We start from the raw sequence: 14,721 nt of genomic DNA on the forward strand, positions 1-14,721 counted from the left end.
CCTTGCGGAAGGTCTCGCGGCGCCGTGTTGTTGGTAGCCCGGCCGGTGGGGATGCTTCTGTGTCAACACCCCCTCATCCGGGCCTTGACTGCCTAGGACAACAGACCGGAAAATGCAAGCGATTCAGCCAGCTTAGCCCGCTCCTCTCCCCCTTCCACCACCGACCTCCGTCCCCCCGGGAAAGCCCCCGTCCGTGCTGTCTCTTCTCAAGCGGTACCGCCGCTTCCTCCTCGTGGCCGCCCTCCTTTTGTACCCGCTCGGCGCCTTTCTGCTGGGCGGAAGGCGGGGCCGCGACCCGAACTTCGTCGACCGGGGCGTCATCGCGCTCACGGCCCCCGTGCAGCAGGGGCTCACCGCTGGCATCGACGGCGCCGTGGCCGCGGTGCGCAACTACCTGGACCTGCGCGGCGTCCGTCAGGACAATGACGCGCTGCGGCTGGAAAACCTCCAGCTGCGGGCCACGGTGCAGGTGCTGGGCGAGACCCGCTCGGAGAACGGGAGGCTGCGCAAGCTGCTCTCCTATGCGGAGGCCGCGCCCGGTCCGGAGATTCCGGCGCGGGTGGTGGGCGTGAACCCGGTGGCGAAGCTCCTGTCGGTGCGGATCAGCAGTGGTGAGAAGGACGGGGTGTTCCGGGGCATGTCGGTGGTGACGCCGGACGGCATCGTGGGGCAGGTCATCCGGTCCACGGGCGGCTACGCGGACGTGGCGCTGGTGACGGATCCTCAGAGCCGGGTGGCGGTGCGGGTGCAGCGCTCCAGGGCGCGCGGCACGGCGGCGGGCGCGGGCAATGGCCCCCTGACGCTGGAGAACATGCTGCGCACCGAGGACGTGGAGGACGGCGACCTCATCATCACCTCCGGCACGGACAACATCTATCCGCCGGGGCTGGTGGTGGGGCGGGTGACGCAGTTGGAGAAGAAGGAGCACGGCATGTTCCAGGGCGCGGACATCCAGCCCGCGGTGGACACCAGCCGGTTGGAGGAGGTGCTCGTGGTGGGCAGCCCGTACAGCCAGATGGCCACCAATGGGCCGTCGGCGGAAGGCGCGCAGAAATGAAGTTCCTTGTCACCATCATCCTGGCGCTGGTGCTGCTCACGCTGGAGTCCGTGTTCGTCCAGCAGGCGGGGCTGGTGCTGGGCCGCGTGGACGTCACGGTGGTGCTCGTGGCCTTCCTCGCGCTCCGGGCAAGCCTCACCGAAGGAGCGTGTTCCGCCTTCGCGGTGGGCTACCTCCTGGACCTGATGAGCGGCCAGCCCACCGGCCTCTTCACCTTCCTGGCCGTGTTCACCTTCCTGGTGGGCCGGCTGGTGGCGTCGTTCGTGGACGTGCGCGGCCCGGTGGCCTTCGCGCTGTTCGCCATGGGCGCGGACCTGGGGCACGGCCTCTTGTCCACGTTCTTCACCTGGCTCACGGTGAAGGACGGCCATACGGCGCCGCTGCTCGCCGGCATGCCGGTGCAGCTGGCGCTCACGGGCGCGGCGGCGCTGCTGCTCTTCCCGCTGTTCAAGCGGTTCGAGGTCGCGCAGGAGCGTCCGGCGGGGTTGCTCCGTTGACGCCTCCGACCATTGGCAACACCACGCCGGGCCGGGACCTGAAGCGCCGCTTCCTGTGGCTGGGCCTGGCCATGTCGCTGGGCCTGGTGGCGCTGGCCATCCAGCTGTACCGGCTCCAGCTCATCCGCCATGAAGAGTACGCCGCCAAGAGCGTGGCGAACTTCGTGAAGGAGGTGCGCCTTCGCGCGGACCGCGGCGTCATCAAGGACGCGCGCGGCACCATCCTGGTGGACAGCCGTCCCTCCTTCGACGCCTTCGTGACGCCGGCCTTCTGCACGGACTGCTTCGAACAGGTGATTCCGCGCCTGGGCGAGCTGCTCCAGTGGGACCCCGAGCAGCGCAAGAAGATTGAAGACCTGGTCCGCTCCAGCCGCCGCAACGCGCCCTTCCAGCCGGTGCCGGTGCGCGTGGACCTGACGCGCGACGAATACGACCGGCTCAACGCCCGGCGCGACATCCTGGACGGCGTGGAGGTGGTGCCCGTTCCGCACCGCAACTACCGCGCGGACACGGTGCTGTCGCACGTGCTGGGCTACATGAACGAAATCACCCAGGAGGAGCTGGAGCGCCTCAACGGGGACGGCGCGAAGTACGCGCTGGGGGACTACATCGGACGCCGCGGCCTGGAGCGCTACTTCGAATCCAAGCTGCGCGGGCTGGACGGCGTGCGCAAGGAAGTGGTGAACGCGCGCGGCCAGACGATTGAAGAGCTCAACGAAAAGCTCGGCGAGAACGCCGTGATTCCGCCCACGGCCGGCAGCAACGTGGTGCTCTCCATCGACATGCGCCTGCAGGAGGAGGCGGAGCGCGCGTTCCCGGGCGTGACGGGCGCGGTGGTGGCCATCGACGTGAACACCGGCTTCATCCGGGCGCTGGTGTCCCGCCCCGGCTTCGACCCGAATCTCCTGACGGGCCGCGTGACGCCGACGCAGATGGCCACGCTGGCGCGCGACCCGCTCCACCCGATGATCAACCGCGTGGCCGCGGAGCACTACAGCCCGGGCTCCACGTTCAAGGTCGTGACGCAGCTGGCGGCCTTCAAGTCCGGCGTGTTCCGGCCGGAGACGGTGGTGAACTGCTCCGGCGGCTACCGGCTGGGCGCGCGCGTGTGGCGCTGCCACAAGGACAGCGGTCACGGGCCCCTGGATGGCAAGGGCGCGATGAAGGCGTCGTGCGACTCGTGGTTCTACAAGGTGGCGGACACCATCGGCCTGGACCCCATCGCGGAGATGGGCAAGTCGCTGGGCCTGGGCCGCCCCACCGGCATCGGCGTGGTGGCGGAGGTGCCGGGCATCATGCCGTCCAGCGCGTACCACGACAAAGCCTCGCCCGGCGGCTACACCAAGGGCATGGCGCTCAACAGCGCCATCGGGCAGGGCGATGACAACGTGACGCCCCTGCAGCTGGCGCTGGTGTACGCGGCCGTGGCCAACGGCGGGAAGCTCTACAAGCCGCAGATGGTGCAGCGGCTGGAGAACCTGGACGGGCAGGTGATGGAGGAGTTCAAGCCGGAGGTGGTGTCGAAGGTGGACATCAACCCCGCGCACCTGAAGGCCATCGTGGAGGGCCTGGAGGCGGTGGCGCAGGAGCCCGGCGGCACCGCGTACCGCGCGAAGCTCAAGTCGGGTCTGCCCGCGGACTTCCTGGTGGCTGCGAAGACGGGCACCGCGCAGGTGGCGCGCATCGGCACGGTGCGTCTGAAGACGCACCAGATGAGCTACTTCGAGCGCGACCACGCCTGGTTCGCCGGCTTCGCGCCCGCGGACAAGCCGGAGCTGGCGGTGGTGGTGCTCAACGAGCACGGCGGCCACGGCGGCGTGGACGCGGCGCCCACGGCGCTGGCGGTGATGAAGAAGTACTTCGAATTGAAGGCGCAGGACGCCACGTCGCCGCCGCCGCGCGCCAACCAGCCCTACACGCCGTCGCTGCCGCCGGCGCCCAGCCTGGATGAAGCGGCGCTCACCCGCGCGGTGGTGCCGCCGCCGCGGGTGAACCTGCCGGGAGAGCCCATCCAGCCGCCCTCGGAAACCGGAGACGACAGTGCAACTGCGGATTGAGCGCCGGATGATGCCCCACGTGCCGTGGGGGCTCGTCGTGTGCGTGCTGGGCGTGTGCACGCTGGGCATCTGGAACCTGGCGTCCGCGTCCCGGCCCCCCATGGCGCCGGTGTGGACCAGCCAGGCGCTGTACCTGGCCGTGGGCCTGGGCGCGGTGCTGATGGTGTGCCTGGTGGACTACCGCTGGATCCAGCGGATGGCCCTCCCCATCTACGTGCTCAACATCCTGGCGCTGCTGGCGCTCAGGCTCGTGGGGCACACGGCGAAGGGCGCGGAGAGCTGGTTCGTCATTGGCCCGTTCCGCCTGCAGCCCGCGGAGTTCATGAAGATTGGCGTCGTGCTGATGCTGGCCAAGGTCTACCACGACGACTTCCAGCCCAATCAGCCGTCCTACGGCATCGTGCGGCTGTGGAAGCCGGTGCTGGTGGTGATGGTGCCCTTCGTGCTGGTGCTGGTGCAGCCGGACCTGGGCACCGCGCTGATGATCTTCCTGTCCTCCGGCACCGTCATCCTCTTCGGCAAGGTGCGCTGGTACCTGGCCGCGACGCTGGTGGCGGGCGTGCTGGTGGGCGGCCTCATCATCTGGAACGACTACGTCCGGGAGATGCCCGAGCCGCGCACCACCGTCGTGCGCCACTACCTCAAGAAACACCAGAGCCAGCGCATCTCCGGGTGGCTGGACCCCGAAGCGGACCTGCGAGGCAGCGGCTACCACGCCGCCCAATCCAAGATCGCCGTGGGCTCCGGCGGGCTCACCGGCAAGGGCTGGCGTGAGGGAACCCAGACAGGTCTGCGCTTCCTGCCGGAACAGCACACGGATTTCATCTTCTCCGTGTGGGCCGAGGAGCACGGCTTCTTCTCCTGTCTCCTGTTGCTCCTGCTCTACGGAGGCATCTTCATTCTCGGGCTGGGCGTGGGCTTCAGCGCGCGCGATCGTTTTGGAGCGTTCGTTGCGGTGGGGGTGGTGGCCACACTTTTCTGGCAGGTGTTCGAAAACATCGGCATGGTCATTGGCCTGTTGCCGGTGACGGGCATCACGCTGCCCCTCATGAGCTATGGCGGCTCCTCGATGCTGTCGGTGATGTTGTGCATCGGGCTGCTGGTGAACATCAGCATGCGCCGTCACATGTTCTGACGGCCGCGGAGGCTCCGATGGTGGTTCAGAGGAAGGGTGCGACGACGGTGAAGGCCGGCACGGCGGTTCGCGGGCCGGAGGGCACGGAGACACCCCGGCCGTTCGTTCCGCCGGTGGGGGCTTCGCGCAGCGCGCCCACGCCCGGCGCGGCGCCTCGCATTGAGATGAACCAGGGGGAGCCGGAGCACCGGCACTTCCCGCGCGCGCAGCTGGCCACCCACTTCGACCTCTGGGTGGATGACGGCGCCGGAGGCCGGCGCTTCAGCGCCAACCTCGTGTCCATCAACGTGAGCGTCAGCGGGGCCTTCCTCGCGAGCACCTTCTTCCTGCCCATGGGCACGGTGGTGCGCACGCGCTTCGCGCTGGAGGAGGGGGCGGCCCCCGTGGAGGCCCGCGCGGAGATTGTTCGCGAGGAGCGCGGCCCGGAGGAGGAGGGCCGCAGCGGGTTCGCCCTGCGCTTCCTGGACTTCTCAGGTCAGACGGAGGTGGCGCTCGCCCGGCTCTTCCTGGGCATGCGCCTGCGTGCCTTCACGGAGGACTACCTCAAGTCCCAGCGCGCCCGCTCCCTGCCCAATGAGCTGGAGCGGGTCATCGACGTGATGGCGGCCTGGGAGCTGCTCAAGGCCACCACGCCCGGAGACCCCTGGCGCGGCGAGTAGGGCTCCGGTGCGCGGCCCTCAGGCCGGCTTGCCGGTGGCGATCTGCCTGCGGCGCTCGGCCTGGTAGTGCGCGGAACACAGGCCCTTGGAGCGCTGCTCACGGGTGCAGCCATTCACCGTGCAGCGGCGGTCCATGGGCACCGGCCCACCCGCCACCGTCTTCGGGGGACGGCCGCGGCGGCGTCCCGCCATCACCGCGCCGTTGCCCGGCGACGCCGAGGCGACGCTGCCCATGCCCGGCATCCCCGTGTTCAGCGCGCGCAGCATGCCGCGGCCGATCGCATCACCCAATGCCTCCGCCCACGACGTCAGGGCAGGGGTCAGCGGTGCTTGCGAGGTCAATTCTTTGCGAAGGCGTGCCATGAAAACTCCTGTTGAAACTCGCCAATCAAGACAGGCGTGTATCCCCGACTTCTGTCTGGTGTGGCGAACTCTGTCAATAAGACATGTTGGGGTCGTGTTTGACTCGTAATGTAATTTCAATGTCTGTTGAACAAAACATGACGGGAGGATCGTCCAGCTGTGCCAAGCGGGCGTTTGTCTCAAGTGCAGAGAAACGTCTTCCGTCGGGGGCAGCCGGCCCCCGGTAAGTGAAAGCCCTTACCGTTGCGGTGAGTTGTCTTTCTACAGACATATCGAACCTGGAGCTTTGTCACGCCCCGGTGTCTGGTTGGGAGCCACACACGAAGCGTCCCCTCTCACCGGGCGCGAACCCTGGCGCTGAAGGCCAGGCGCGTCATGGGTGGGAGGGGACGGGGGGACGGCCGCGAGGCGGGCCCGTCACCGGGAACACGGCGGCTCAGAGATTCTTCCGGACCACTTCCTCGATGCGCGCCCTGGGCACCGCGCCGACAATCTGGTCCACGACCTTGCCGCCCTTGAAGAGCAGCAGGGTGGGGATGGAGCGGACGCCGTACTTCTGGGGCGTGTCCTGGTTCGTGTCGATGTCCAGCTTCGCGAACTTCACCTGGCCCTTGAACTGGTCGGACAGCGCCTCCACGGCGGGCGCGATGGCGCGGCAGGGGGCGCACCACGTGGCCCAGAAGTCCACGAGCACGGGTTGCTGCGCGTCCAGGACCTGCGTCTGGAAGTCCGAATCACCGATGTTGATCACGTCGCCAGCCATGTTGCCTCCTGATGTCTCTGCTTGGGAAAGGTGTGTCGCCGGGCTTCGTGCCCGGCCTGGGGGGACCGGATGGCCGGGCTGCCCGGGAGACGGATGCGGCATCCCGCCGGGGGTTGCACCCCATTTCCAGCCCGTCCGACAGGAGGTGTTGTAGGATGGCGGGCGTGACGAAGCTCTTCCTGTCCCAGGCCCAGCTCGAGGAGTGGGCGCTGGCGGACAAAGCAGACCTGCGCGAAGGCCGCCTGGTGGTTGCCGCCGAGGGAGGGAGCGACTGGCCGCTCACGCCCGCGGTCCACGTCGTGCAGCTGGTGTCGGGTGAGGACACCCACCAGCTGGTGTCGCGGGTGAAGACCGAGGAGCAGCTCGGCCGGCTGGGCGCCGAACAGATGGCCGACTCCATCCTGGTGGGGGACTCCGCGTACGAAGTCGTTCCGGGCTATGTGACGGAGGTGGGTGCGCCCGCCCCCGAGCGCAAACCCAATTCGGAGACCGACCTGTTGGCGGCCTTCATTCTCAACAAAATGGGCTGAGGCTGGACTGAATGCCTCCTCGGCCGGGGTTATGAGCCTGCCGCCATGAGCCATACGCTCGTCTCGCTTGCCTGCCACGCCTACGGCTTGGCCGCGCTCGTCTACCTCGCCTTCCTGGTCCGCCAGTCCCAGGTGCTCGCCGTCACCGGCCGGGTGCTGGTGGGGACCGGCCTGCTGATGCATTGCGTTGCCCTCATCGAAATGCTGGGGGCGCAGGGGGGCCGGCTGGTGGGCCCCGCGCAGGGCATGTCCACCTTCGCCTTCCTGCTGCTGGCGCTGTTCCTGGCGCTGGACGTGCGCTACCGCAAGCCCGTCATTGGCGCGTTCCTCACGCCCCTGGCGGTGGCGGTGCTGCTCATCGGGATGCTGCTGCACGGCGGGTCCACGCCGCTTCCGGACGCCGTGCGCCAGCCGCTGTTGCCGGTGCACGTCACCATCGCGCTCCTGGGCATGACGGCCTTCGGCGTGGCGGCCGGGGTGGGCGTCATGTACCTGCTGATGGAGCGGCAGGTGAAGACCAAGCACTTCGGGCTGCTCTTCTCCCGGCTGCCGTCCCTGGAGTTCCTGGACACGCTCAACCGGCGGCTCGTGCTGTGGGGCTTCATCGCGCTGTCGCTCACGCTGGCGACCGGGGCCCTGTTCACCACCACGCTGCGCGGCCTCGCCTGGGCGCTCGAAGCCAAGCACGTGGCGACGTTCGTCGCCTGGGGCGTCTTCGCCGCGCTCGTCAACGCGCGCATCTTCGCCGGCTGGAGAGGCCGGCGGGTGGCGCTGCTCACCATGGCCGGCTTCTGCCTGGTGCTGGTCTCCTTCTTGTCGTCCTACGACCTGTCCGCCGCTGGCCCGGGGATGCCGTAGCCATGGAATTCATCTGCATTGGCGTGTCGCACCGCACCGCGCCCCTGGGCGTTCGCGAGCGGTTGGCATTGCCCGAAGCCCGGCAGACGGAAGTGTTGCAGCGTCTGGCGCAGGCGCCCGTGGAGGCGCTCTGGGTGTCCACGTGCAACCGCGTGGAGGTGTACCTGGCGGCCCCCAGCGCGGAGCTGGCGAGGGATCGCGCGCGGGAGGCGCTGCACTCCCTGGGCGGCGCGGAGGCGCTGGAGCACCTGTATGAACACCAGGGCGAGGCGGCGCTCGTGCACCTGTTCCGCGTGGCGTCCAGCCTGGACTCCATGGTGCTGGGCGAGGCGCAGATTTTGGGCCAGGTGAAGGACGCCTTCGAGCGCGGCCAGGGCGCGGGCGCGGTGCGCGGGGAGCTGACGCGTGCGTGCGCGGCGGCGTTCGGTTGCGCCAAGCGCGTGCGCACGGAGACAGCGGTGGGGCGCGCGGCGACGTCCATGGCGTCCGCGGCCGTGCAGCTGGCGAGCAAGGTGTTCGACGGGCTCAAGGACAAGACCGTGCTGGTGGTGGGCGCGGGAGAGATGGGCGAGCTGGCGGCGCGGCACCTGAAGAACGCGGGCGCCGGGAAGCTCATCGTGACCAACCGCACCCTGGCCCGCGCGGAAGCGCTGGTGGCGGAGGTGGGCGGGGTCGCGCGGCCCTATGAAGAGCTCTTCACGTGGGTGGGGGCCGCGGACGTGGTGGTGACGAGCACCGCGTCGCCGGTGCCCATCTTCACGCGCGACAACGTGGGCGCGCTGGGCAAGGCCCGCAAGGGACGGCCGCTGTTCATGGTGGACCTGGCGGTGCCGCGCGACATCGACCCGGCGGTGGGGACGCTGGACTGGGTGCACGCGTACGACGTGGACGACATCCAGAAGTTCGTCGCGGACAACACCGCCGCGCGCGCGGAAGAGGCGCACAAGGCGGGAGGGCTGGTGGCGCAGGAGGTGGCGCGCTTCGCCCGGGAGCGCGCGCTGCGCGACGGCATGCCCGTGCTGGCCCGCCTGCGTCAGCGCGCGGAGGCCATTGCCCGCGCGGAGGTGGAGCGCACGCTGCTGGGCCTGGGCGACGGGCTCACCGACAAGCAGAAGAAGAGCATCGAGGCCATGGGACGCGCCATCGTGAACAAGCTGTTGCATGAGCCCACCGCGCGCCTTCGCGCCGTGGGTCCGCAGGGCGAGGGCAACCGGCTGGCGGGCGCCGCCGCGGAGCTGTTCGGCCTCACGGAGGCGGAGGCCGCCGCCATCGCGCCGCAAGAGGACGCCGCGCCCGTGGCGGAAGCGCGCAACACCGTGGTGGCCACCGGGAGCCGGCGATGAAGGCCGTGCGCATCGCGACGCGGCAGAGCCCGCTGGCGCTGTGGCAGGCCCGCCACGTGGCCTCGCTCCTCACCCAGCGCAACCCCGGCCTGGAGGTGACCCTGGTGGAGATGACCACCGAGGGCGACCGCTTCCTGTCCGCTCCGCTGTCCGCGGTGGGCGGCAAGGGCCTGTTCGTGAAGGAGATTGAGCAGGCGTTGCTGGATGGCCGCGCGGACGTGGCGGTGCACAGCCTCAAGGACATGACGTCGGTGTTCCCGGACGGGTTGATATTGGCGGCGGTACCGGCGCGCGAGGACCCGCGCGACGCGTTCTGCAGCCCGGAAGGGCACACGCTGGCGATGCTGCCTCCGGGCGCGAAGGTGGGCACGTCGTCGCTGCGGCGCAGCTGCATCCTGCGCGCGCGCCGTCCGGACCTGGAGATCGTCTCCCTGCGCGGCAACGTGCAGACGCGGTTGCAGAAGACGCGCGACCTGGGCCTCGCGGGCGCCATGCTCGCGGCGGCGGGGCTCAAGCGCCTGGGATTGGACCACCACATCACCCAGGTGGTGCCGGTGGCGGACAGCCTGCCGGCGGTGGGGCAGGGCGTCCTGGCCATCCAGTGCCGCGAGGCGGACGCGGACGTGCGCGCGCTGCTTGCCCCCCTGGAGGACATCCTCACGCGCAACGCCGTGCGGGCCGAGCGTGCCTTCCTGGCGAAGCTGGAGGGCGGCTGCACGGTGCCGCTGGCCGGCCACGCGACGGTGGAGGACGGGCAGGTGTACCTGCGCGGCCTGGTGGGCCGTCCCGACGGTTCGCTGGTGGTGCGGGGTGAGGTGAAGGGCCCCGTACCGGAAGCGGAGCGCCTGGGCGAGGCGCTGGCGGACGAGCTCCTGTCGCGCGGGGCCGGTGACATCCTGCGCGATTTCGGCCGCCGCGAAGGCGCGCCCCGCGCCTAGAGTGCCGGCCGTGGACCGGCGACTGGAAGGCATCCGAGTACTGGTGACGCGCCCCCGTGAGCGGGCCGAGGAGCTGTGCTTCCTCCTGGAGGACGAGGGCGCGGATGTCCTCAGCCTGCCGCTGCTGGAGCTGCACCCTCCGGAGGACCCGCGCCCGCTCGCGTCCGCCGCGGAGCACGTGCAGCGCTACCACTGGGTGGTGTTCGCCAGCCCCTCCGCCGTGGAGGCCTTCCTGGAGGCCCTGAGGCTCGCGGGCACGTTGGACCGGCTGTCCCGCGTGAAGCTGGCCGCCGTGGGGCCGCGCACCGCGAGGGCCGTGGAGGGCTTTGGCCTGAAGGTGGAGGCCGAACCCCATGAAGGCACCGGCGCCGCGCTCTTCACCGCGCTGCGCGACGTGCTGGGGCCGGACGACGACGTGCTGCTTCCGGCGGCGGAGGAGGGGCGGCGCGAGCTGGAGGACGGCCTGCGCGACCTGGGCGTGCGGGTCACGCGCGTGACGGCCTACCGCAGCGCGCCGGCCGCCGTCGACCCGGAGGCCCTGGCCCAGCTGGCCGGATCCCCGCCCCAGGTGGTCCTCTTCGCCTCGCCGCGCACCGCCGAGGCCTTCGTGGAGGGCGTGGGCCGTGAGCCCCTGTCGTCCGCGAAGGTGGTGGCCATTGGCCCTACCACCGCGACCGCGCTGACGCAGCTGGGCATCCCCGTGGCCGCCGTCGCGGAGCGCCCCACGCCCGAAGCGCTGGTGGATGCCACCGTCCGCGCCGTTCACGGTTAGACTGTCCGCCCGGTGACGTCCGGGCGCCAGGAAGGCGCCCCGTGAGGACGTGACGCGAAGAGGTGCGGGTGATGAATCGTGGGTCGCAGCGGAGTGTCTTCCTCCTTGGACTGCTGGCGCTGGCCGCGACAGCGCATGCCCAGACGCAGGAGGACTACCAGTTCCTGGATCACTGGGTGCTCAACAACAGCCAGGACCCGTTCCCGTACTACCTGGACGCGCGCAACGGCACTCCCTCGGGCAATGACTTGTCCCTGGTGGAAGACGCGGTGAAGAAGTCGTTCCAGGCCTGGCAGGACGTGGACTGCGCCTGGCCCGCCTTCACGTACAAGGGCCGCTCCACCATCGTCCCCATCCCGGACGTGAACGACCGGCTGGACGGCTTCAGCGTCGCCGCCGTCTGGGTCACCGACCCGAACAGCACCGAGTTCAAGGACGTGCTCAACGCCGGTGACAGCGTGGCGGCCGCGGTGCCGCTGCGCCACAGCGGCTACGTCTACCAGTGCGACATCTTCCTCAACGCCGTGAGCTACAAGTTCACGACGCTGTCCCCCACGCCCGCGGGCTTCATCGACATCCAGACGGCGGTGATGCGCGAGGTGGGCCACTGCCTGGGCCTGGGCAGCACGTTCTTCTACACGGACGCGGTGATGTACTTCTCGCTGGACCCGGGCATGCAGCGGCGCACCCTGACGTCCTATGACAAGGGCGCGCTCTGCAAGCACTACCCCCAGACGGGCGCGGTGGGCTCGCCGTGTGACACCGCCGCGTGCGGCTCGGGGCTCACCTGCGTCACCACCCGGTCCACCACCAGCGGCGCCACGCAGAAGATCTGCTCCAAGGCGTGCCCGTCCGGCACGCCGGGCTTCTGCCCCGCGCCCTACCAGTGCATCGCCTCCACGCTCGTCTCCGGCTCGCAGTACGCGTGTCTGCCGGAGCCCTTCGGCACGGGCACCAAGGTGGGCAACCCCTGCGCCAACGCCACCACGTGCGGCGCGCCGGATTCGCGCTGCCTCACGGACGCGGACAAGACCACCGCCTTCCCGGCGTGGACGGACGGCTACTGCACGGAGTCCTGCATCGCCAACGCGGACTGCCCCACCGGCTCCACGTGCACGACGGTGGGCTCCGTGGGCAAGCGCTGTCTGAAGAACTGCCGCCCCGGCAAGGGCGACTGTCGCGCCAGCTATACCTGCACCACGCTGCCCGACAACGGCGGCGACGTGTGCGTCGCGGACTGCTCCACCAGCAGCGACTGCGGCGGCAACTACGCCTGCCGCTCGTGCGACCACGCCTGCGTGGCGCAGAAGTCGGGCACGCGCAACGTCGGTGACCCGTGCCTCCAGGATTCCGAGTGCGGCACCAACGTGCAGTGCCTGAAGCTCAACGGCAACCCGCAGGGCGTGTGCGCGGAGCCGTGCTCGGTGGCCACCTGCACGTGCAGCCCCGGCAACACCTGCCGCTCGGCGGGCACCGGCGAGGACCGCTTCTGCTTCCGCGACTGCGGCGCGGGCACCTGCTCCTCGCCGCTCCAGTGCGTGCCGTTCGCGGAAGGGACCGCCTGCATCGCCCCCTGCCGCACCAACCAGGACTGCCCCAACGGCCTGTTCTGCGGCAACGGCGGCAAGTGCGAGGACCCCTACGCGCCGACGGACGGCGGCACCTGCGCCCTGTGCGGTGATGGCGGCACGCCGCCGCCCCCGCCGGTGGACGGCGGCACGGGGGGCTCGACGAACGAACCCGGTGGCTGCGGCTGCCAGAGCACGCCCGCCTCCGCGGCATTCCTCATGGGGCTGGGGGTGTTGTTCCTGGCCACCCGCAGAAGGAGGAACGGTTGACCCAGGCGGCTCCCCCCGGAAGCAGCGCTCCCTCGCGCAGCGCCACGGACTTCACCCTGGGCTTCCTGCTGGAAGCCATGGTGGCCCAGCGCCTGCTGACCCCTCAGCAGGCGCAGGAGGTGCTGGCGCGGGAGCCCGCCGCGCGCGCTCGTGTGCTCAAGGCGCAGGGCGGAACGGGCAAGGACGCGGCCCGGTATGACGCGTCGCCCGTGGAGCTGGTCGCGGCCTTCCAGATTCCCGCGCCGGGCGGGCGGGGCGTGCTGGACGAGGACCGCGTCACGGAGGCCGCCGCGCGCGCCGCGGGGCTGGCCTACCGGAAGCTGGACCCGCTGAAGATGGACATGGCGCTGGCCACCCGCACGGTGTCCCGGCCCTACGCGCAGAAGCACGTGCTGCTGCCCCTGGAGCGGACCGAACAGGGGCGGCTGCGCGTGGCGGTGGCCAACCCCTTCGACCGCGAGCTCTTCGAGTCCTTCCACCGCCTCACCGGCGAGCCGGTGGAGCCCGTGCTGTCCGCGAAGACGGACATCCTGCGCTCCATCGCGGACATCTACGGCTTCAAGAAGACGCTGGCGAAGGCCGCGGACGACTTCGGCGACACGGCGTCGCAGGTCGCCAACTTCGAGCAGCTGGTGTCGCTCAGCGGCACCCAGGAGTTGGAGGCGTCCGACCGGCCGGTGGTGCAGGCGGTGGACTACCTGCTGCGCTACGCGTTCGACAACCGCGCGTCGGACATCCACATCGAACCCAAGCGGGCCACCGCGGTGGTGCGCCTGCGCATCGACGGCGTGCTGCACCCGGTGTACTCGCTGCCCGCGCAGGTGCACCCGCCCATCGTGTCGCGCGTGAAGATGCTGGCGCGCATCGACATCTCCGAGAAGCGCCGCCCCCAGGACGGCCGCATCAAGACGGAGCGCGACGGCCGCGAGGTGGAACTGCGCGTCTCCACGCTGCCCACCGCCTTTGGCGAGAAGGTGGTCATCCGCATCTTCGACCCGGAGACGCTGGTGCAGGACATCGCCCAGCTGGGCTTCGAACCGGACGAGAAGGGCCACTTCGAGTCGTGGATTGATCAACCCCACGGCCTCATCCTGGTGACGGGGCCCACGGGAAGCGGCAAGACGACGACGCTCTACTCCGCGCTCAAGGCGGTGGCGGGGCCGGACGTCAACGTCACCACGATTGAAGACCCCATCGAAATGGTGTGGGACACCTTCAACCAGGTGCAGGTGCAGCCCAAGGTGGGCCTGGATTTCGCGGGCGCGCTGCGCCACATCCTGCGCCAGGACCCGGACGTCATCATGGTGGGCGAAATCCGCGACGCGGAGACGGCGGAGAACGCGCTCCAGGCCGCGCTCACCGGCCACCTGGTGCTCTCCACGCTGCACACCAACGACGCGCTGGGCGCGGTGGCGCGCATGAAGGACCTGGGGGTGCCGGCCTTCCTCCTGGCGCAGAGCCTGTTGGGCGTCATGGCCCAGCGCCTGCTCCGCCGCGTCTGCGTGCACTGCGCGGAAGAAGTGGTGCTCACGCCGGACGAACTGCTGGCCCTCCAGGCGCCCCTGCCGCTGTTGCCCGGCGGGGTGAAGCTGTCCAAGGGGGCGGGGTGCGTGCGCTGCCGGGGCACCGGCTTCTCCGGCCGCACCGGCGTCTTCGAAATCGTCTCCACCAACCGTGAAGTGCGCGAGCTCATCGCCCGCGAGGCGCCCTACGAGCAGCTGATGCAGGCCGCGCGCAAGAGCGGCATGCGCACCCTGCGCGAGGCCGCCGTGCGCAAGCTGGCGCAGGGCCTCACCGCCTTCGACGAGGTGGTGCGGATGACGTCCGCCTTCTAGCCGTCGCCTCCCGCAAACACGAAGGGCCCGCCGTACCGCACGGCGGGCCCCACGTGTGAAACCCAGAAGGGCAGGG

General features: G+C 70.2%; 14 protein-coding genes. 12 read left to right on the forward strand and 2 right to left on the reverse strand.

All coding sequences use genetic code 11. From position 1 onward, the window contains the following. The first annotated feature begins 193 nt into the window (after positions 1 to 193). The 5 genes from mreC to D7X32_RS06525 are packed head-to-tail and all read left to right on the forward strand — an operon-like array spanning position 194 to position 5,405. A complete protein-coding gene (gene mreC, locus D7X32_RS06505) occupies positions 194 to 1,057 on the forward strand; it encodes a rod shape-determining protein MreC (protein WP_120601629.1) in 864 nt (287 codons plus the stop codon). Then, positions 1,054 to 1,554, forward strand: coding sequence for a hypothetical protein (locus tag D7X32_RS06510; RefSeq protein WP_120601630.1), 501 nt, complete (start codon positions 1,054 to 1,056; stop codon positions 1,552 to 1,554). Before mreC ends, D7X32_RS06510 begins: the two co-directional genes overlap by 4 nt. Next, a complete protein-coding gene (gene mrdA, locus D7X32_RS06515) occupies positions 1,551 to 3,611 on the forward strand; it encodes a penicillin-binding protein 2 (RefSeq protein ID WP_120601631.1) in 2,061 nt (686 codons plus the stop codon). The genes D7X32_RS06510 and mrdA overlap by 4 nt, the downstream gene beginning before the upstream one ends. A 7-nt stretch (positions 3,612 to 3,618) precedes the next feature. Continuing rightward, entirely contained in the window at positions 3,619 to 4,746 is a 1,128-nt protein-coding gene (rodA, locus tag D7X32_RS06520; protein WP_171446721.1) for a rod shape-determining protein RodA, read from the forward strand. Positions 4,747 to 4,763: 17 nt separating this feature from the next. Continuing rightward, positions 4,764 to 5,405 (forward strand): PilZ domain-containing protein, encoded by a 642-nt coding sequence (locus tag D7X32_RS06525; protein ID WP_120601633.1) that lies wholly within the window; start codon positions 4,764 to 4,766, stop codon positions 5,403 to 5,405. 18 nt (positions 5,406 to 5,423) lie between these two features. Here D7X32_RS06525 and D7X32_RS06530 read toward each other — a convergent pair whose 3' ends face one another. Both D7X32_RS06530 and trxA read right to left on the reverse strand, forming a co-directional pair. Further along, the gene (locus D7X32_RS06530) at positions 5,424 to 5,768 is read right to left on the reverse strand and encodes a hypothetical protein (protein WP_120601634.1); all 345 of its coding nucleotides are present in this window, start codon (positions 5,766 to 5,768) and stop codon (positions 5,424 to 5,426) included. Between the two features lie 436 nt (positions 5,769 to 6,204). Continuing rightward, positions 6,205 to 6,531, reverse strand: coding sequence for a thioredoxin (gene trxA, locus D7X32_RS06535; protein ID WP_120601635.1), 327 nt, complete (start codon positions 6,529 to 6,531; stop codon positions 6,205 to 6,207). 155 nt (positions 6,532 to 6,686) lie between these two features. Between trxA and D7X32_RS06540 the strand changes: the two genes are divergently transcribed. The 7 genes from D7X32_RS06540 to D7X32_RS06570 all read left to right on the forward strand — a co-directional run bounded on the left by D7X32_RS06540 (position 6,687) and on the right by D7X32_RS06570 (position 14,645). Then, entirely contained in the window at positions 6,687 to 7,061 is a 375-nt protein-coding gene (locus D7X32_RS06540; protein ID WP_216618276.1) for a hypothetical protein, read from the forward strand. A 45-nt stretch (positions 7,062 to 7,106) separates the two neighbouring features. Continuing rightward, positions 7,107 to 7,919, forward strand: a complete 813-nt coding sequence (locus D7X32_RS06545) for a cytochrome C assembly family protein (protein WP_120601636.1) — start codon at positions 7,107 to 7,109, stop codon at positions 7,917 to 7,919. A gap of 2 nt (positions 7,920 to 7,921) precedes the next feature. Next, entirely contained in the window at positions 7,922 to 9,262 is a 1,341-nt protein-coding gene (gene hemA, locus D7X32_RS06550; RefSeq protein WP_120601637.1) for a glutamyl-tRNA reductase, read from the forward strand. Continuing rightward, entirely contained in the window at positions 9,259 to 10,200 is a 942-nt protein-coding gene (hemC, locus tag D7X32_RS06555) for a hydroxymethylbilane synthase (RefSeq protein WP_120601638.1), read from the forward strand. Before hemA ends, hemC begins: the two co-directional genes overlap by 4 nt. 10 nt (positions 10,201 to 10,210) lie before the next feature. Next, entirely contained in the window at positions 10,211 to 10,972 is a 762-nt protein-coding gene (locus D7X32_RS06560; protein ID WP_120601669.1) for a uroporphyrinogen-III synthase, read from the forward strand. A gap of 71 nt (positions 10,973 to 11,043) precedes the next feature. Beyond that, entirely contained in the window at positions 11,044 to 12,810 is a 1,767-nt protein-coding gene (locus D7X32_RS06565; RefSeq protein WP_147450047.1) for an MYXO-CTERM sorting domain-containing protein, read from the forward strand. A gap of 77 nt (positions 12,811 to 12,887) precedes the next feature. Next, positions 12,888 to 14,645, forward strand: a complete 1,758-nt coding sequence (locus D7X32_RS06570) for a GspE/PulE family protein (protein WP_244238879.1) — start codon at positions 12,888 to 12,890, stop codon at positions 14,643 to 14,645. Positions 14,646 to 14,721: the final 76 nt, after the last annotated feature.

The sequence above is a fragment of the Corallococcus carmarthensis genome, assembly GCF_003611695.1.
Lineage (GTDB): Bacteria > Myxococcota > Myxococcia > Myxococcales > Myxococcaceae > Corallococcus > Corallococcus carmarthensis.